This is a genomic window from bacterium, assembly GCA_008933615.1.
GTDB lineage: Bacteria > CLD3 > CLD3 > SB21 > SB21 > SB21.
In genome coordinates, this window is record WBUR01000030.1 from 13,505 (window position 1) to 31,462 (window position 17,958).

At 46.3% G+C, this 17,958-nt stretch carries 17 protein-coding genes; 7 read left to right on the forward strand and 10 right to left on the reverse strand.

Annotation, left to right across the window (positions count from 1 at the left end; genetic code table 11):
* Positions 1-71: 71 nt before the first annotated feature.
* The 9 genes from F9K33_11680 to F9K33_11720 form a co-directional block, all read right to left on the reverse strand.
* Complete coding sequence (locus F9K33_11680) at positions 72-3,335, reverse strand: TonB-dependent receptor (GenBank protein KAB2878806.1); 3,264 nt, start codon at positions 3,333-3,335, stop codon at positions 72-74.
* Positions 3,336-3,511: 176 nt separating this feature from the next.
* The gene (locus F9K33_11685; GenBank protein KAB2878807.1) at positions 3,512-3,733 is read right to left on the reverse strand and encodes a hypothetical protein; all 222 of its coding nucleotides are present in this window, start codon (positions 3,731-3,733) and stop codon (positions 3,512-3,514) included.
* A gap of 56 nt (positions 3,734-3,789) precedes the next feature.
* A complete protein-coding gene (locus F9K33_11690) occupies positions 3,790-4,782 on the reverse strand; it encodes a xanthine dehydrogenase family protein subunit M (GenBank protein ID KAB2878808.1) in 993 nt (330 codons plus the stop codon).
* Positions 4,783-4,791: 9 nt separating this feature from the next.
* A complete protein-coding gene (locus F9K33_11695) occupies positions 4,792-5,151 on the reverse strand; it encodes a cupin domain-containing protein (protein KAB2878836.1) in 360 nt (119 codons plus the stop codon).
* Positions 5,152-5,156: 5 nt separating this feature from the next.
* Complete coding sequence (locus F9K33_11700) at positions 5,157-7,439, reverse strand: xanthine dehydrogenase family protein molybdopterin-binding subunit (protein KAB2878809.1); 2,283 nt, start codon at positions 7,437-7,439, stop codon at positions 5,157-5,159.
* Positions 7,440-7,469: 30 nt separating this feature from the next.
* Positions 7,470-7,895 (reverse strand): hypothetical protein, encoded by a 426-nt coding sequence (locus tag F9K33_11705; protein KAB2878810.1) that lies wholly within the window; start codon positions 7,893-7,895, stop codon positions 7,470-7,472.
* 18 nt (positions 7,896-7,913) lie between these two features.
* Positions 7,914-8,219, reverse strand: a complete 306-nt coding sequence (locus F9K33_11710) for a hypothetical protein (GenBank protein ID KAB2878811.1) — start codon at positions 8,217-8,219, stop codon at positions 7,914-7,916.
* A gap of 105 nt (positions 8,220-8,324) precedes the next feature.
* Entirely contained in the window at positions 8,325-8,957 is a 633-nt protein-coding gene (locus F9K33_11715) for a (2Fe-2S)-binding protein (protein ID KAB2878812.1), read from the reverse strand.
* 174 nt (positions 8,958-9,131) lie between these two features.
* The gene (locus tag F9K33_11720; protein KAB2878813.1) at positions 9,132-9,566 is read right to left on the reverse strand and encodes a hypothetical protein; all 435 of its coding nucleotides are present in this window, start codon (positions 9,564-9,566) and stop codon (positions 9,132-9,134) included.
* A gap of 201 nt (positions 9,567-9,767) precedes the next feature.
* Here F9K33_11720 and yedA point away from each other — a divergent pair, with 201 nt between their 5' ends.
* Positions 9,768-10,721 (forward strand): drug/metabolite exporter YedA, encoded by a 954-nt coding sequence (gene yedA, locus F9K33_11725; protein ID KAB2878814.1) that lies wholly within the window; start codon positions 9,768-9,770, stop codon positions 10,719-10,721.
* A 38-nt stretch (positions 10,722-10,759) separates the two neighbouring features.
* Positions 10,760-12,151, forward strand: a complete 1,392-nt coding sequence (locus tag F9K33_11730; protein ID KAB2878815.1) for a M20/M25/M40 family metallo-hydrolase — start codon at positions 10,760-10,762, stop codon at positions 12,149-12,151.
* Positions 12,152-12,209: 58 nt separating this feature from the next.
* Here F9K33_11730 and F9K33_11735 read toward each other — a convergent pair whose 3' ends face one another.
* Positions 12,210-12,431 (reverse strand): AbrB/MazE/SpoVT family DNA-binding domain-containing protein, encoded by a 222-nt coding sequence (locus F9K33_11735; GenBank protein KAB2878816.1) that lies wholly within the window; start codon positions 12,429-12,431, stop codon positions 12,210-12,212.
* A 55-nt stretch (positions 12,432-12,486) separates the two neighbouring features.
* Here F9K33_11735 and F9K33_11740 point away from each other — a divergent pair, with 55 nt between their 5' ends.
* From F9K33_11740 to F9K33_11760, 5 genes are all read left to right on the forward strand, one after another.
* Entirely contained in the window at positions 12,487-13,872 is a 1,386-nt protein-coding gene (locus F9K33_11740; GenBank protein KAB2878817.1) for an aldehyde dehydrogenase, read from the forward strand.
* Positions 13,873-14,335: 463 nt separating this feature from the next.
* Positions 14,336-15,616 carry a hypothetical protein gene (locus F9K33_11745; GenBank protein KAB2878818.1) on the forward strand — a complete coding sequence of 427 codons (1,281 nt, stop codon included), beginning with the start codon at positions 14,336-14,338 and terminating at the stop codon, positions 15,614-15,616.
* A gap of 428 nt (positions 15,617-16,044) precedes the next feature.
* Positions 16,045-16,824: a transporter gene (locus F9K33_11750; GenBank protein ID KAB2878819.1), complete on the forward strand. Its 780-nt coding sequence runs from the start codon at positions 16,045-16,047 to the stop codon at positions 16,822-16,824.
* Positions 16,824-17,393, forward strand: a complete 570-nt coding sequence (locus F9K33_11755; GenBank protein ID KAB2878820.1) for an FMN-binding protein — start codon at positions 16,824-16,826, stop codon at positions 17,391-17,393. Before F9K33_11750 ends, F9K33_11755 begins: the two co-directional genes overlap by 1 nt.
* Position 17,394: 1 nt before the next feature.
* On the forward strand, positions 17,395-17,949 hold the full coding sequence (locus tag F9K33_11760) for a hypothetical protein (GenBank protein KAB2878821.1): 555 nt from the start codon (positions 17,395-17,397) through the stop codon (positions 17,947-17,949).
* The last annotated feature ends 9 nt before the right edge of the window (positions 17,950-17,958 follow it).

A 17,958-nucleotide genomic window follows, 5' to 3' on the forward strand; every position in this document is an offset into this window, starting at 1 on the left:
TACTAGCAAAAAAAAGAGCCATGTCCTTCGACATGGCTCTTTACACTAACAGAAGTTAAAGTGACGGTCAGTTAAAACATATACCGCACGCCTAACTGAACTCGCCACCGCGAGAGAATACTCGGGTCGTTCACGAATGTTTTCTTCGGTCCCACGAACTGGAACACCGGTTCGCCGCCGCCATCAAAACGTGTGAGTTGCAGAGGGTTAGTCGCTGATGAGCTGGCAACTTTACGCACGCCTAAGTGCGAGTTAAGGAAATTACCCAAGTTTAAAATATCGAAGCTGACCTGCATGGTATGAGCCCGCGTTTGGGATTTGAATTTGAACTCCTGCATTATTTTGAGGTCGATATTGCTATACCATGGATTAACTGCGCCAAATCGTTTTGCAATTTTCCCTCGATTCTTGCTCAAATAATCATCCTGCTCAATAAAAGCGTCGAAAGCCTCCCATTGCTGCGCAGCCGTCATTCCGCCCGGTATGTCATCGAAGGTGATTTCTGACTGATCGGATGGAATATATATCAGATCGTTAGTGCCCGAACCGTCGCCATTGACATCGCCCGCGTAGAGGAAAGAGTATCGGTTTCCGCCTGCACCAAGGAATGTATTGCCTTCGGCGACTTCAAAGAAGAGGCCGACACTGGTCGAGGTCATATTATTCCACTTGTACTGATACGCTCCGTAGCCCACAATGCGATGTCTTTGGCCAAATTCGGAATTACTGAGTCCCGGCTTGTTGGGATCGCCTTGAACGGGATTCTCAGCCCACAACACGCTCGCTATTTCTGTGGACTTCATGAGGCTTTTTGATTCCATAAAGGTATAGGCAAGGCCTGAGCTGAGGCCGAATGGAAATGCTTTCTTCAACTGTGCCGTGATATTGTAGCTGTATCCCTTGCTCGAGTTGTCGATGATATAAATTCCGGCGCCGCCATCCGGATTAAGCTCGTTGGCTCCTCCTCCGCCATAATAAGGTCTTCCCCCGGCTCTTGCCAACGTGCGAACGGGTAAAGCGAGGTCAGCATTTCTCATATAAACCGCGTTGATGTCTTTGCTATAAATGAATTCCAATGTACCCAAAACGTCCCAGGGCAATTTGTGGTCAACGGCTATGTTTGTTGTCCAAACCTGTGGCCATTTAAAATCTTTAACCATTGCGTTAACATCGAACGACTGTGTGAGGATCTCGTCGCCGGAATCTTTTCCAGGTACTGCTGCGCCTTGTCCAGGGAGATTGGGGTTGGCGCCGGGATTAGAAATAACATTTCCAATCCAAACGAACGGGAGCCGTCCCGTGAAAATGCCTGTACCGCCGCGGAATTGCGTTGACCGGTCTCCCTTCAGATCATAGTTGAATCCAACACGAGGTGAAAACAGAGGCGATGCGCCCGGTAATCTGGCCTGGTCAACATCCTCTACTTTATCATTCTCGTCCCGGGCAACTATCGAATCCGTCGAAAACGGATTAGCTTTGGGCTCCGTGAAGTACATTGGGATATCCGCTCTCAGGCCGGCTGTTAATTTCAGTTTGTCGGTTAGGCTGTACTCGTCCTGGATGTAGAAGGCAAGCTGACCCACATTGATATCTTCGCCTTTATAAGGTACGTCGCCCGCTACGAAAGAATTGAAATCTGCCTGGCTGGGATTACCAGGATCAGTTGCCGCGAGAAAATCTGCAACGGAGCTAAATCTCGCGGTACCCGGAAACCAACCATACGGCAAGAAGAAAACGCCGTGCCTGAAGATATTGAATGAATTGAAGAATCCGAAATATTCAAAATTAACTCCCGCAGTCATTACGTGTTTGCCTGTAAAATAGCTGAAGTTATTAGTAAACTGCCAAACATCCTGATCAAGAATATTGTGAATGGAAAATGGTTCATGGCCGACGGTCGTGTAGGTCACACCGTTTTCCGCAATATCAATGGTTGGAAATGGTTTGCTGAACGGATCACGAAAATCGCGGAAGCGGCTGTAGCTGGCAAAAAATCGATTGGTATATTTGGAGAAGTGGCTGTTGGCCTCTAGGGCAAAAGAGTTCAGTCCGTTATTCATCTCATAACCGGAGTTTTGAAATGGCAGACTGCTTTCATTTGGTCCTCGGCCGCCGGGCGACAATACAAATGGATGAGGCGGTTTATCCTGACTTGCTCTCAGTCTGTTATAACGGAAACTCAGTTTGTGGTTTTCATGAGCGTTCCAGTCTAATTTGAATAGAAGTTTTTCATTCCCGGTCTTATGATCAAATTTTTCGTATTTGCCCGTTTCGTAACCATATTCATCAGACAATCTTTGCGAGATTTGATCCATTATAGCTGCGTCTACGCGTGAAACTCCGAATCCGCTCGAGCCATTTCGGCTGGCGGTGAAATTCGATCCCGGATCCGTACGACGTTCGATCTCGGCATTCAAGAAGAAAAATAATTTATCTTTGATCACAGGGCCGCCCAGGGTAAACCCCGACTGGATAAACGACAAGTCAGGGTTGGCAGTGGCCTGTTTGTCTTTGATCTCATTGCCGATAAAATTTTTGTCGCGATAATAGCTATAAAGCGATCCGGTAAAGACATTCGATCCGCTCTTAGTCACCGAGTTAATATTGGCTCCCGTAAATCCGCCTTCGCGAACATCGAAGGGCGCTATGGAAACCTGAACCTCCTCGATGGCGTCGAAAGAAACCGGTTCGGCATTGGTTTGCCCGCCCGGCGCCGGATTGTCGAGGCCGAAGGAATTGTTGAAGTACGACCCGTCCAGCGAATAATTGTTGAAGAGCCAGTTACGGCCGCCGAAACTGAAACTGCCGTCGCTGCGCGGATCGAGACGTGTAAGATCGGTTGTTGAACGCTTAATTGACGGCATTTGGGCTAGATCTGCCGTGCTGATGTGGGTTGCTGCTCCCGTACGGTCTCGGTTCATGACTTCATCTTTTTCGGCAACTATTATGATGTCCTCACCCGCTATGGCTTCTTCGGTGAGTCGGAAAGAAAGTTTAACCGTCTGGCCGAGGCTGATGTGAATATCTTTTTCTTCACGCGGCTTGAAACCCATAAATGTGACTTTGACGGTATAGGGACCGCCAATACGCATATTCAAGATAGTAAAAGCGCCGCTCGCCGTCGTTACGGCTCCGTAATAAGATCCGCTGGCTTCATGCACGGCCGTCACGTTAGCGCCGTAAAGGGGATTATTTTTGTCGTCCATGACGGAACCGCTGACGCTTCCGGTCGTGACACCTTGAGCGAGTATTCTATTTCCGCTGCTAAGCAACAGAACGGATACGGCTAAGGTCAACCATATCCATTCGCGAACTACTTGAAAGGGAATTCGCATAAGTTCCTCCGTTAGGTTAAGGGTTAGAAATTAAGATATTTTTGATAACTGGGAATTGCATGGGATTAAATGGTTCAAAAGAACAGCCGTCATGGGTGACGGTAGATGATATGATGTAACCAAGATAACATACCGATTTATGATTCTCAACAAAAAAATACGTAAAAGATCATTGTTCACATCGGAAGGTCAACTGAAACAAAACAGCTTCGTGAACTGCCGCACGACTCCGGCGCTGCGAATTGATTATCCGGGCCGGCGGTGGTCATCGTGCACAAACACCAGTACTGCGCGGTGGCGGATTCGCCGCTTCGCCATGCATCCGGCCGATCCGCTTCAGGAATATAGGCGGTTTTGGTTCGCAAGTGACGGCATTGAGTTTGGTTTGTATTTTCCATAATAGCCTCTGTGTATTGGTAACTAAACAGCAAGAAAGAAAAACGAACTGAGATGTTTACTTTAACGGATCAATTCCCGCCGCCCAACAAATCGTACGCGCGATGACAGTTTTAAAAACCTGAACTTTATATTCGTTCTTCGAAAGCGGACCGGCGTCTTTCATTGCCGCCTCGGCCGCTCGCTGCGCAAGTTCTTTCGTAACTATATTTCCTTTCAGCAGCGCCTCGGCTTTTTGGATACGCCACGGGATCGGGGCAGCAGCTCCCAAAACGATACGAGAATCCGTGCATTTTCCTTCATGTAGATGCATGACGACGGCAACTTCCGCGATCGGCCAGTCAAAACTCTGTTTTTCTTTTTGTTTATAATAATAACTTGTCCAGCCCGGCGTCAGTGGCGGAATAATGATCTCAGTGATCAATTCGCCTTGTTTCAAAATATGCTCGCTTGCCATATTTACCGAAGGCATAACATAAAATTCAGAGATCGGGATCTCACGTTCCGCCTTTTCAGAAGCTATTTTCAATTTCGCATCGAGGGCCATGAGCGCGACAGCCGTTGCGGAGGGATGAACGATCACGCATCCTTCATCATTACCGAAAATCGCGTGGTACTGGTTTTCTCCGTCGAATGCATAACAGATCTTGCCGTTTTTTCGTGAACAATCGAAATCGGCGCTTCTAAAATACCAGCAGCGCGGACGCTGGCATAAATTACCGCCCAATGTGGCTACGTTTCTGATCTGCGGCGTTGCCGCCCCCAAGGCCGCCTGCGACAAGGCTTTGTAGGCATCCTGCAATTTATCGCTGCTTGAAATTTCGTCGAGTGTGGCGGTCGGCCCGATAACGATTCCGCGGCGTCCGTCCTGTGTGATGTAGTGCAGATCCTCTAAGGAACGGATATGCACCAGGCGTTGCGGCTGCGTGAGCCCTTCTTTCATGAGATCCAAAAGGTCGATACCGCCGGCTTTGATTTGGGAGCCGGGTTCTTTGAGAAAAGTAAAAACCTCGTCAATTTTTTTGGGAACGGCATACTCGAATTTATTCATATGATTCTCCTAAATGTTTTCAAGCTGGCGGAGCGTCCGCTCTGACTCAATATTACCCGTATTCAATGTTGTCTTGGGTTCAAGCAGAAGCAGGTGCACTTCTTCTTCCGCAACAGGCAAATGATCCACGCCTTTGGGAATAATGACAAATTCACCTTCATTTAACTGCAAATCACGGTCTCTCAATCTCATAAGTAATTTTCCTTTGATCACGAGAAACATTTCATCTTCGTTATCATGATGATGCCAGATAAATTCTCCTTTGAGCTTTGCTAATTTCACGTGCGTATCATTGATCTCACCCACGATTTTCGGGCTCCAATGATCTTGGAACATTGAAAATTTTTCGTTAATATTTACTTTTTCAATCACGATCATGCTCCTTTTATCGCTTTAAAAACCACCGCCGGCGTCATAGGGAGTTCACGCACACGCACCCCCGTTGCATGAAAGACCGCATTGGCAATAGCGGCGGCCGTTGGAATGGTTGCCGGTTCGCCGATGCCCATCGCGCCGGTGCTGGACTGCCCGCGATTGACATCGATGACGACCGATTCAATTTCCGGAATATCCATGGAGCCGGCTATCTTGTACTGTTCAAGGTTAGGATTAACCATGATGCCCGTTTGGGCGTCAAGCAAACGGTTTTCAAATAGCGCATAGCTGACGCCCTGAATAATTCCGCCGTTAATCTGACTTTCTAACGTGAGACGATTCATCGGACGCCCGCAGTCGTGCACCGCCACGATACGTTTCACTTTGACGACGCCGGTTTCCGTGTCGACTTCCACGTCGGCGAACTGAACGCCGGCGATGAACGGTCCGGCCTGGAGGTGATCTTTAAAACGTTCGCCCGTTACGGTAAATTTTTCGCCGACTATTTTCGACGCCACTTGTTTCCACGTCAGACCCTTTGTCGTATCGGATTGAATGAATATCCTGCCGTCAGCTAACGCGAGTTGATCAACCGTAGTTTTCAGCAGCGGCGCGGCTATATCGAACATTTTCATTTTTGCTAAGTAAGCGGCATTGCGCACTGCGGGAGTAATGCCCGCCGTTGTCTGACTGCCGCCGCTGGCCGGCCCGAGCCCGTAATTCGAATCGCCGATCTTGACAATAATATCGGTCGGTTTCAATCCGAGTTCTTCCGCAACCACCATGGCGACCACAGTCTTGATTCCACCGCCAATATCCTGCACGCCGTTGGTCAGTTCCACCGAGCCGTCACCGGTGACCTGAATAGAAGCTTGAAACCCGGTACCGTAAATATAATACCACACAGAATTCGCTATGCCGACGCCGCGTTTGATCGGCCCGGAATCCGCTCCGGGTTTGCTTTTACGCTTGTCCCAACCGAATTTTTTTGCGCCGATCGCATATTCGGCTTGGCGAACTTCATCATACAACGTATTTTTCTTTCGAAATTCCAGCGGATCGATATTGAGTTTGTAGGCCATTTCATCGATCGCCTGTTCCATCGCAAAAGCGCCTTGCGGATGTCCGGGCGCACGAAATGCCGCGCCGGGTCCGGCATTGGTGAAGATGTCGGATTCTTCGGTATAGATATGTTCCGTTTTGAAATAAATATTTTTCGCAGGCCCTGACGTGCCGGCACCCGTGCCCACGCCGGCCGTTCCGTATGAAACGAGTTTAATAGCCTTAAGCGATCCGTCTTGGGATGCCCCGAGTTTGACCGTTTGCGTAGAATCCGGCCGGTTGCCTACGGCAAGATGTTCCGACTTGCGGTCAAGCATAAAACGAACAGGCGCTTGGGTTTTTTTCGCTAACTTTGCCGCCATAATACCGTAAATGCCCGCGCCGAACTTAGCGCCGAAACCGCCGCCCATGTGTTCCGTCAGCACGCGTACCTGGGTTCGCGGAATTTGAAACACGCCTGCCAATTCGCTCTGCACGCTGAATACACCCTGAGTTGAAGCCCAAACAGTAAGCTGATCGCCTTCCCACTTCGCGACAACGCCGTGCGTCTCCATTGCAGAATGCGTCTGTACTTGCGTGCGGTAAGTTGCTTCGATCACAACATCGGATTGCCTTAGCGCGTTTTCGACTGCGGATAAATTTCCGCTAACTTTAGGTCCGCGAATATTTCCTTTTTGGGAAACATTTCCGCTATCCTCCGGTGCATCGCCTTCGGATGTTTTAGATTCTACACTGGAGTCAAAAACCACCGGCGATTTGGGCGACTTGGCTTGCTCGGCAGTTAAAACAAATTTACGTGTATCATATTCTATCGATATTAGTTTTGCCGCCTCGTGCGCCTGATGCGCTGTCTCCGCAGCGATGGCGCAGATCTCCTGTCCGGCGAAGCGAATGATCATCGGCAGTTTGTCCTGGATGAGTATCACCGATTTAACGCCCGGATAATTTTCCGCTTTGGATATATCGATCTTTCTGATCACGCCCGCGGGGAAATGAGACCGCAAAAAATATCCGTGGAGCATGCCGGGCAACTGAATATCGAAAGTATATTTAGCTCGACCTGTTACCTTGTCCTTGCCCTCAGTGCGAGTAGAACGTCCTCCGATGAATTTAAGTTCATCTCCGCCATCCCATGGTTTCGGCGTGTTATCCGGTATGTCGGCTTTTAACTCTCTCAGATTTTTTTCGACGCCAACTTTGAGCGTTACGGATTTGGACATGGCAACTCCTTTATAACTGTAAAACAGACATTATAAATTATCATGAAAAATAATCAGCGCTAAACCTGCAGAGATTAGAACGATGCCGACCGCTTTCAAAAGGCTGCCTTTGGAAAACATCCTGGGTTTATCTGCGGCCGGTGTCTTTTGTGAATCGGAACGAACAATAGACTGAATGCTTGAGAGAGAAATTTCCACTAGGTCGTAATTTCTGTTAGTAGAATTAAATACATACACGATAATTTGATTGTCGTTGGCAGAAGCCCGGATATATCCGTCAATCCGTTGGGGCTTACCGGTTTCATTTCTGTATTGAATCGTGAAGATCTCATTTTTACCGATGTACTCTCTTTTAAGAAGCGCATAATCGTAAAGGACGGTGGACGATTCCTGAGCCAAAGCAGGAAATGAAAGACATCCAATCGCTATGACATATAAAAAAGTTATCGCTTTCATACAGTCCTCATCAGTTTGTTATTGCGTCCAAATGCCTATCGCGATGACTATGGAAACGGCAATCGCGACGGTTCCGGCAATTTTTGCGCTCCGATCAAATTCAAAAGCGCCCTTTTTAAATGAGATTTCGCTGATATTTTTTAATGGCAGATCCACATCAACAAATTTTCTCTGTTTATGTTCATAATATTGAAATGTGATATAGTTTTCTTTAGGGGAGGAAATGATGTATCCGGTTTCTTCATACATCAGATCCTTCTGAACAAAAAACCGAAGCTGCACGGCTCTTTTTTTTTCGATGAATTCTTTTTTAATTGAATCCATGTTCACCTCGTTATGGCGGTACACGGTTTTGCTGCCGGAACAGCCGGCAAAGAAAAAGGCGAAAACGATCAAGGCCAACTGACTAAAATAAAAAAGCATCTGGGGTTAACCTTGCTTAACTGTTTTCATCACCGCATCAAATACGTTTTGATAAGTTCCGCACCGGCAAAGATTTCCGCTGGTGGCTAATTTTACATCATCTAATGTTGGTTTGGAATTATGATCCAAAAGGTTTTTGCAGCTCATCACCATGCCGGGCGTGCAGAATCCGCATTGCATGGCGTCATGTTCGATGAATGCCTCCTGTAGAGCATGGTATTTGCCGCTATTTTCTAAACCTTCGATCGTCTCGATTTCTGCGCCAACGGCATCCATCGCCAGTGTCATACAGGACGTCTGTGTTTTGCCATCGAGAATTACGGTACATGCTCCGCACGCGCCGCGTTCACAGCCGGTTTTCGTTCCGGTCAGATGAAGTTGATCGCGCAAAACCTCAACCAGAGTGGTTCTGGGCTCGGCCAGCACCCGATGGTTCTTGCCGTTCACACGCAATGAAATTTGCTGCGCATCCGGGCCTGCGATGGTACCCTGTGCCGGTGCACAGGAAGCCTGAATTGTTCCAAGCAGTCCTTCGCTTCCCGCCGCTATACCAATAGACGTCATGCCGAAGCCTTTTAGAAATTTACGGCGTGTGATGCCGCCCGGATTTCCTGGACTGTTCTTTTTTGATTTTTTCATGCGTTTATCCTTTTGACGGGTTCAAAATAATTGGGTCTGACAAACAGCAAAATGCGCGAACAGGTATTCGCTATATTTAAGATGAGTTGTTTCTACGAAAATCGTAACGTAAAAGTTACTTTTTTTAACAGGGTATTAAGAAGAATATATGGCAAAAAAATCAAAACGCAAAATTCATTTTTCAAAAAAATATTTGTATACAAGGCCGTTTATTGTACCGACCAATGCAAAAACGATCAATCCGTCGGCGACGCTGTATAAATAGAAATCCTTCGGGTGGCTATAGTGATTCATGTAAATCGCGCTAACGCTGGCGAAAAACAGGAAGAGAATGCCGAAGATTTTCAGGCTTTTTATAACAGCGTGCCCCGCCATAGATGGGTGCGCGATGTGAAAAATCCAGACGCAGGCAAACCACATAACGAAATTATAAGAATAACTTGTGACCCAATCGAAAAGAGTAAAGGATGAATTGAAATACGTTGCCGATCTCTCCATTGCGCTTCCCATACGGTCAAAGAGAAGCCATGCTTCTAAGGGGAATCCGGCAACGTAACGAATTACGTTGAGAAGTAAAACAAGCGCCATCAGTTTGAAAAAAGTTTTCATTTTTTCTCCTTGTTAAGAAATCATAAATATGGATCTCAGCAAGTAACGGGTGGATTGTGACCGCGATTTTTCATTAATTAAGAAAAAAAGAGTAAATATTCAATTGTCCGAATGTTTTTTGAATAATGAAACTTGACTCAATGGAAATATGGGATTATGTTCAATCTCTAGAAAACATTCGGCTAAATTCCGAGGGCAAACATGGACCAATTAATGAGCCATCGCGTTAAAGTGGTTTTGGCATTTCTCTCGCTTTATCTTATATGGGGTTCGACGTATCTCGCCATTCGATGGGGCGTGGAAACAATTCCTCCTTTTTTTATGGCGGGATCGCGCCATCTTGCCGCCGGAGTATTTCTTTTTTTTATCATGCGGCAGCGTGAGAAAACCGAAATAACAAAAACACACTGGCGTTCCGCATTCATTCTCGGCGGGCTGATGCTGCTCGGCGGCAATGGGGGCGTAACCTGGGCGGAACAACATGTCCCGTCAGGATTAGCGGCGCTCTTGGTGGCAACCGTTCCGCTATGGATCATGGTTTTAAGCTGGCTTCAAAAAGACAGTTTACGTCCCGGTTTTCGTGAATTCATTGGAATTATTCTCGGTTTGTTTGGATTGGCGATTCTTATTGGGCCGGAAGAACTGGCGGGCGGGGAACGAATCGACCCGATCGGCGCCATCGCATTACTAATAGCCGCGCTGTCATGGTCTTTCGGTTCGCTCTACTCGCGGAAAGCGATAGTTCCGTCGTCCGGATTTTTGAATACGTCTATGCAGATGATCGGCGGCGGAATTCTGCTGATTATTCTCGGCTTTGCAACGGGAGAATGGAACAGATTAAACGTAGGTGATATTTCTGCACGCTCTTTTTTTTCATTAGCGTATTTGGCCGCGTTCGGGTCATTGATCGGTTATTCCGCATACATTTGGCTGCTCAAAGTCAGTACTCCGTCGAAGGTGACAACATACGCTTACGTTAATCCGGTTGTAGCGGTTATTTTTGGGTGGCTTCTGGCGAACGAGGAACTTTCTATGCGAACAATCCTGGCCTCGGCAGTAATTATCGGCTCCGTGATTATCATTACTTTGCCTAAAAATTTTAATGGATGGAGAAAATCTTTTTTTGCTACAAAAACACCTATTGAACCTACTTGACTCTTGTGTAAATTATTTAGTAAAAAGGAAGGGTACCCATGCGCCTGAAAAAATTAGTCGCTTTACTGGCGGTGAGCCTGCAATTATTTTCCTGTCAGAAAACCCATCACTATGCTGAAAGACCGCCCTACGATTCCCTGACTGTAAAAATGATCGCTGAAGGTATGAAGAACTATCCGGCCTACGACATGTTATATGAACTGTCGGTTCAAATCGGGCCGCGCCTGAGCGGTTCACCCGAAGCGGCGCGGGCAGTTGAGTGGGGCAGGAAGAAGATGGAAGAACTGGGATTTGACAATGTCCGGCTGGAGCCTGTGACAGTTCCGCATTGGGTTCGGGGGAAAACGGAAGAATTGGTGGTTGTGAAATTTGGCGGTATGCCAATTCGGTCGTTGACAATCTGCGCGCTGGGCGGAAGTATATGTACTTCAAAAGAAGGCATCACAGCAGAAGCGGTGGAGGTTCAATCGTTTGAGGAACTTCACGCACTCGGCGATAAGGTGAAAGGCAAGATCGTATTTTATAATCGTCCGATGGACCGGACAAAGTTTTTTCCTGGAGAAGCTTACGGCGGCGCGGTGGATCAGCGTTCCAAAGGGGCCATGGAAGCGGGAAAAATGGGCGCGGCGGCCGTGATTGTTCGATCTATGACAACGCGGTTGGACGATGTGCCGCATACGGGCGCGATGAATTACGTTGATTCCATTCCGAAAATTCCGGCTGCCGCGATCTCGACCGTCGGCGCAGAGGCCTTGAGCGAAATACTAAAAAAAGAACCGTTCGTAAAAGTCCGGATCAAAATGGATTGTGAGATTCTGCCGGATGTGGAATCGGCCAATGTGGTCGGGGAATTGCGCGGAAGCTCCTTACCAAATGAGATCATACTTATCGGCGGGCATCTTGACAGTTGGGACAAAGGGCATGGCGCGCATGACGACGGTGCCGGCGTCGTGCAGTGTCTCGAAGCGATCCGTTTGCTCAAAGCGCAGGGATTGCGCCCGAAACGCACGATCCGCGTGGTGCTTTTTATGAACGAGGAGAACGGTCTACGCGGCGGCAAGGCGTATGCAAAAATGGAACGGCCGAATGAAAAACACATTGCCGCGATCGAAACGGACGCAGGCGGATTTTCGCCGCGAGCTTTCACAGTGGACGCGGATTCCCTCGCGCTGCCGAAGATCGCAAAATGGGCGTACGTGTTGGCGCCACTGGAAGCCGACAAGATCGTCAAGGGTCACGGCGGTGCGGATATTTCAGAATTAAAAAAACTGGGCGTTCCGACCATAGGTTTGCGCCCTGACTGGCACCGCTACTTTGATTACCATCATTCTGATCTCGATACGATTGATAAAGTGAATGAAAGGGAACTTGAAGCAGGAGCAGTTGCAATGGCGATCATGAGCTATGTGTTGGCGGAAGAGGGGATTTAAGGGAATTGGAAATGTTAAATTTTTAATTTACGAGACTGCCAGTGGAAAAATTTTACAGTTAACGTTGTCGCATTTTTTCTTTCATGAGAGCTTTTAGCAATTTCCCTTTTGTATTCATGAAACCGACATTTGATTGTATCCATTCCTGAGTAATCGGAATTATTCTAATTTCTCCATCTATCTCTGAGAAATGTACGACGGTTCCCTTTTGAATTCCAAATTTTCTTCGTATTTTCATCGGGATAGTAACGTATCCCTGGTTTAAAACGATTGATTTCATTGGTACTTCATTTTTTCATTGTTACTCATTACAAAACTAAAATTCAAGTTAATTTATGGATGCCATAGAATTCCAAAGCACCATTGAAAGGCAAAAAAACTTCTTTCTGAGCGGAGCCACACGTAATGTTGAACACCGCATTGAAATGCTCAAATGTTTGAAGGATGCCATTCGCCAACATGAAAAAGATATTTTTGAGGCCTTGGATGCAGATATCAGAAAGCCGGCTTTCGAGACCTATGCCAGCGAGATCGGGTTTCTGTATGACGAGATCAATTTTGCTCTCAAACGTATCCGCTCGTGGGTAAAACCGCAACGCGTCGGTACGCCGATCCTGCATTTTCCTTCTTCGAGTTATATTCAATATGAACCGAAAGGCGTGGTGCTGATCATCGGCGCGTGGAATTATCCCGTGCAGCTGAGCCTCAATCCGCTGATCGCGGCGGTCGCGGCCGGAAATTGTGCGATAGTAAAACCGTCGGAATTCTCCCCGGCAAGCGCGGCCGTGGTTGAGAAGATCGCCACGGCCTGTTTTTCGCCGGAACATGTTGCCGTAGTGCAGGGCGAAGGGCATACCGTAATTCCTATGATGATGTCTAAGTTCCGCTTTGATCACATTTTTTATACCGGCGGCGTGCCTGTAGCAAAAAAAATTGCGTCCGAAGCGGCAAAAGAACTCATTCCGGTCACACTGGAATTGGGCGGCAAGTCGCCGTGTATCGTGGATGAAGGTTGTGACCTCAAAGTGTCCGCGAAACGGATCGTTTGGGGCAAGTTCTTCAATGCCGGCCAAACCTGCATTTCACCGGATTATGTATTGGTTCACAAGAATGTAAAAACGGAATTCACCGGGCTTTTGCTAAAGACGCTTAAAGAAACCTACGGCAACGATCCATCCAATGATATCGATATGGCCAGGATCATTGACGAGCGGCATTTTTTGAGGTTGGAGAAGCTTTTGGTCACCGGAAAGATCCTGTATGGAGGGAAAAAGGAAAAAGAAAAACTGTTCATTCAGCCTACTCTGATGGAGATCTCCGATCCGGAACACCCTTTGATGGCCGAAGAGATATTCGGGCCGATCCTGCCGGTGATCGAATTCGATTCCATCGATCATGCGATTTCCATCGTAAGGCGTCACCCGTGCCCGCTTTCTCTGTATGTTTTTACCAAGAATAAAGATCACGAAAAACGGTTCGTGACGGTATTGCAATTCGGCAATGGCGCCGTCAATAATACGCTCGTTCACTATGCCAATCCGAATCTTCCATTCGGCGGGATCGAATACAGCGGGATGGGAGCCTATCACGGGAAGAACGGATTTGAAATTTTTTCACACCGGAAAAGCATCACCCGCAGCGGGACATGGCTTGATCTGCCGGTCAAGTATCCGCCTTACAAGGACAAGCTTAAGTGGCTTCGGCTTTTTTTAAAGCCTTAAATGCAATTATTGCGATAACGGGTTATGGATTTTCGCATTTTTTTCATTGCTTTTAAATTGGTTGGCGCTCGTAGAAATTCCAGCTTAGAGTGATCATAAACAGGCTTGCATGCTAATTGTCTTTGAGAAGTAAGCAGTTGCTTCTAACAAATTCCACGTTCAAATTAAACAAAAGAAATAAAACATCTTGACAAACGGGCATTTTTTGTTTATTATAGTGCCGTCAAATTTATTGAGAATTAATCTCAATCAATAAAGCCATTGGATGTTAAGGGCTTTATTTTAGGATTATAATTGAGAATAAATCTCAATTATAAAAACAAAAATGCTCCGAGCAATTCTGGGCATAATTTTTAAACTTTGTATTGAGAATAAATCTCAAATGAATAAATGTTCAAGGCTTGTTGAACATTATTTTTTTAATTGCCGTTGAGAATTTGTCTCAATCATATTTAGGAGAACTATGAGAGTTGTCACACCGTTATTATTACTTGCTCTAATCTCAGCACCGCTCAAAGCTCAATCCATTCAAGATTCGCTAAAAGAAGTGAACAGAAAAATCGACATCTTGACTGAAGAGATCGAAAGGTTGAAGCTTGGAAAAGTTGCTGAGATCAAATACGCATCGTCCCGCGGCCTCGGCCCTGCGGCGGCCAAAGTATACCAGGTTGACCAAGGCGTTTCCATTGCCGGTTACGGAGAATTGGTTTATGAAAATTATTCAAGAAAAAGAGACGATAAATCCATGTCGTCATCGCAGGATCAATTCGATTACCTGCGTAATATCCTGTATTTCGGATACCGCTTCAGTGATCGAATCCTTTTTAATTCCGAAATCGAGTTCGAACACGGCTATACCGGTAAGCAGCGCGGCGGAAAACCTATCGGAGAAGTTGGGATGGAATTCGGTTATATCGAACTGATGTTTAACAAACACGCCAATCTGCGTGCGGGTATGGTGCTTATCCCGGTGGGTATTATCAATGAAAAACACGAACCCTCGACTTTTTTCGGGACCCTGCGTCCCCAGGTTGAACAGCGCATTATTCCTACCACCTGGCGTGGCAACGGAATCGGCTTATACGGAGAGATCTTTTCAGGCCTCGAATACCGGGCGTATGTGGTCGAAGGCCTTGATGCAACCAATTTTACCGCTAAAGACGGTATCCGAGACGGGCGACAATTGGGTTCAAAAGCCTATGTTGAGCATTTTGCCCTTACGGCAAAATTCGAATATTCGGGCGTTCGCGGACTGATTTTCGGAACAAGTTTCTATTCCGGCAATGCCAATCAAACCATCGTTGACTCCCTAAAAGGGTGGGAACCGAACGTGACAATTTTGAGCGCTCACGCGGAATGGTCGTGGAAGGGCCTGGAAACGCGCGCTTTGTATGTACAAAACAACTTGACCGGCACTAAACTATTCAATCAGGAGTTCGGAAAAACGATAGGCAAAACGATGAAAGGCTGGTACGTGGCTGCAGGTTATGATGTCATGCCGCTGATCAAAGCGGGGACGGCTCACTATCTTGCGCCGTATATTCAATATGAATCGTTTGACACCCAAGCCGATGTTGCCAGCGGACTGTCGCGCGATCCTGAATCCGAACGCATGATCACGACGGTCGGCATTTCGTACAAACCGCATCCGAATGTGGCTTTTAAATTTGATTTCCGAAATAACGCTAATGAAAAGAAAACCGGGAATGATCAATGGAATTTGGCAATTAATTATCTTTTTTAATGGAGGACTCACATTCAAGATTTTTAAAGCATGATGACACCAAGGCAGGAAGTAGCAAAATGAGGAATAATTTTTTGTCTTCGTATAACTTTCTTTTTTCGTGTCTCCGAGGTAATTCTTGAATTATCCTTTAAAGAATAGATCACGTGCATAACGATTGCTGCAAAAATTATAAAAAGAAAAAAGCCTGCAAACATTGTCCGGTGTGGGCCGAACTTCGTCGGATGGATCAAACGATTAAACGCAGGGAAGTGCGGTACTTTTTAAAAGCTGCAGCGCTTACTATGACACATGTATCTGACCAAACAGATTCTCGAAAACTTGACAGGTATTGACCGCCGAAATATGCGCATGATTCGATTTTACTTTTTTTCAGCCAAACAGGATAAACCAACAATATACAAAACAAAATCAAACTTGAAGGCCTTATGAAACTAAATAAACTCATCGCATTTCTAATGATGTGCACGCTCCACCTCCAGGCTCAGGATGCGGTCATTTCTGATAATTCGTTTCTGATTGAAGAAGCTTACAATCAGGAACCGCGCGTAGTACAGCATATTTCAAACTTAAGTTATGCAAAAAAATTAAAAGAATGGGAATATGCTCTGACACAGGAATGGCCGCTTTTTACTCAAACCCACCAACTCAGTTATTCCATACCGTATACGTGGTTGAACGGTAATTCAGTTGTGGGATTTGGCGACGTTGCCGTAAACTATCGTTACCAGTTATGGGATGATGCCCGGTGGGCGGCCATTTCCCCGCGCCTCACGGTCATCTTGCCAACCGGCGACAAAAAGAAGGGGCTTGGTTCAGGCAAAACGGCATATCAAGTCAATCTGCCTCTAAGCAAACGCATCAGTCCTTCTTGGGTTCTTCATGTCAATGCCGGTGCGGCGATTATGCCCGGTGTATCTTCCGGAACAACAAAAGAGACACTGTGGAGCTATAATGCAGGCGCCAGTGTAATCTGGTTAGTAAAAAGCAATTTTAATGTATTGGTAGAATTTGTATCCACTTTTGATGACGAAATTATGGCCGGACAAGTAAAGAATTCGGCGAGTTATACAGTCATTCCCGGGTTTAGGTATGCTCACAATTTAGGTTCTTTACAGATTGTTCCGGGATTGGGCGTACCGATGGAACTCAGCGGAAAGAAAACAAAACGTGCGTTTTTTTACCTCTCACTTGAGCATCCATTTTAATGAGTTTGCCAAACCCATACGGAAAAGTTACCGGCAGTATCGGATCTGTTTTTTGCTTACTGCTGCTGCTGACTTACACACCGGCTCACGCCCAAGTTTACATGACAAAAGATGAAGCGCTGCATTTGCATTTTCCGAACAAACAAAATGTATTCCGCAAAAACATATTTCTCACGGACGATCAGGTACGGCAAATTCAAGATAAAGCACGGGCTAAAGTTGATTCTAAAATTCTGACGTATTACGAATACCGTGAAGAAGGAAATATTCGAGGCGTTGCATTTTTTGAAACGCAAACTGTTCGAACGCATCCGGCAACATTCATGATCGTACTCAATTCGGACGGATCAGTGAAGGCGGTTGAAATGCTGGCATTTTATGAACCGGAAGATTATCTGCCGCCAAAAAAGTGGATGGATCAATTCAAGAACAAGACTCTGCAAAACGACATTTATCCTAAACGTGGAATCCCCAATGTGGCAGGTGCGACGCTTTCGGCACAAGCGATCACGGAGAGTGTAAGAAAGTATATGATTATTCATGAATTTCTAATTAATAAGGGAAAGTAATATGCAGTACCTGCAAAAAGGCGGTTTCCAGCAAAATCCTCTCATGCGGCTTACGCTGGGTTTTACCGTGCTATTTCTCGTCGGATTTGTTGTGACAAATTTTATGATCTATTTTTCAAAGATGGGACTTACGCCGGATTCCGTTATCGCCTATTACAACGGATCAGAGGAGACGTTCCATCCGGCTCGGACCTACGGCTCTATGCTGGAAGTGACGCACGGGCATTTACCCGTGATGGCAATCCTTATTCTCATGTTGACGCATCTCGTTCTTTTTTCTCCGTTTACAAAAAACCAAAAAATTGCTTTTATTATTTTGTCATTTCTCTCCGCGTTTTTGGATGAAGGATCGGGCTGGCTGGTGCGGTTTGTACATCCTCAGTTTGCCTGGTTAAAAATAGGTTCGTTTCTGATTTTACAAGCGAGCCTGATCTTTTTATTGATTTCTTTGACGCTCTTCTTGTTTCATTCATGCGCGGAGTCAAAAGATAAAGAAATTCTCACGTCCGGTTTGGATGATGCCAATGAGATTGCGGAGGATTCTCAAAAGCCGTAGAATAATAAA

What these genes read in the sequence shown, in the direction of transcription:
- F9K33_11730 (KAB2878815.1), top strand. Translation starts at nt 10,760, where the DNA reads ATGCGCCTGAAAAAATTAGTCGCTTTACTGGCGGTGAGCCTGCAATTA.
- F9K33_11700 (KAB2878809.1), bottom strand. Translation starts at nt 7,439, where the DNA reads ATGTCCAAATCCGTAACGCTCAAAGTTGGCGTCGAAAAAAATCTGAGA.
- F9K33_11755 (KAB2878820.1), top strand. Translation starts at nt 16,824, where the DNA reads ATGAGTTTGCCAAACCCATACGGAAAAGTTACCGGCAGTATCGGATCT.
- F9K33_11685 (KAB2878807.1), bottom strand. Translation starts at nt 3,733, where the DNA reads ATGGAAAATACAAACCAAACTCAATGCCGTCACTTGCGAACCAAAACC.
- F9K33_11720 (KAB2878813.1), bottom strand. Translation starts at nt 9,566, where the DNA reads ATGAAAACTTTTTTCAAACTGATGGCGCTTGTTTTACTTCTCAACGTA.
- yedA (KAB2878814.1), top strand. Translation starts at nt 9,768, where the DNA reads ATGGACCAATTAATGAGCCATCGCGTTAAAGTGGTTTTGGCATTTCTC.
- F9K33_11710 (KAB2878811.1), bottom strand. Translation starts at nt 8,219, where the DNA reads ATGGATTCAATTAAAAAAGAATTCATCGAAAAAAAAAGAGCCGTGCAG.
- F9K33_11735 (KAB2878816.1), bottom strand. Translation starts at nt 12,431, where the DNA reads ATGAAATCAATCGTTTTAAACCAGGGATACGTTACTATCCCGATGAAA.
- F9K33_11745 (KAB2878818.1), top strand. Translation starts at nt 14,336, where the DNA reads ATGAGAGTTGTCACACCGTTATTATTACTTGCTCTAATCTCAGCACCG.
- F9K33_11760 (KAB2878821.1), top strand. Translation starts at nt 17,395, where the DNA reads ATGCAGTACCTGCAAAAAGGCGGTTTCCAGCAAAATCCTCTCATGCGG.
- F9K33_11740 (KAB2878817.1), top strand. Translation starts at nt 12,487, where the DNA reads ATGGATGCCATAGAATTCCAAAGCACCATTGAAAGGCAAAAAAACTTC.
- F9K33_11705 (KAB2878810.1), bottom strand. Translation starts at nt 7,895, where the DNA reads ATGAAAGCGATAACTTTTTTATATGTCATAGCGATTGGATGTCTTTCA.
- F9K33_11715 (KAB2878812.1), bottom strand. Translation starts at nt 8,957, where the DNA reads ATGAAAAAATCAAAAAAGAACAGTCCAGGAAATCCGGGCGGCATCACA.
- F9K33_11690 (KAB2878808.1), bottom strand. Translation starts at nt 4,782, where the DNA reads ATGAATAAATTCGAGTATGCCGTTCCCAAAAAAATTGACGAGGTTTTT.
- F9K33_11750 (KAB2878819.1), top strand. Translation starts at nt 16,045, where the DNA reads ATGAAACTAAATAAACTCATCGCATTTCTAATGATGTGCACGCTCCAC.
- F9K33_11680 (KAB2878806.1), bottom strand. Translation starts at nt 3,335, where the DNA reads ATGCGAATTCCCTTTCAAGTAGTTCGCGAATGGATATGGTTGACCTTA.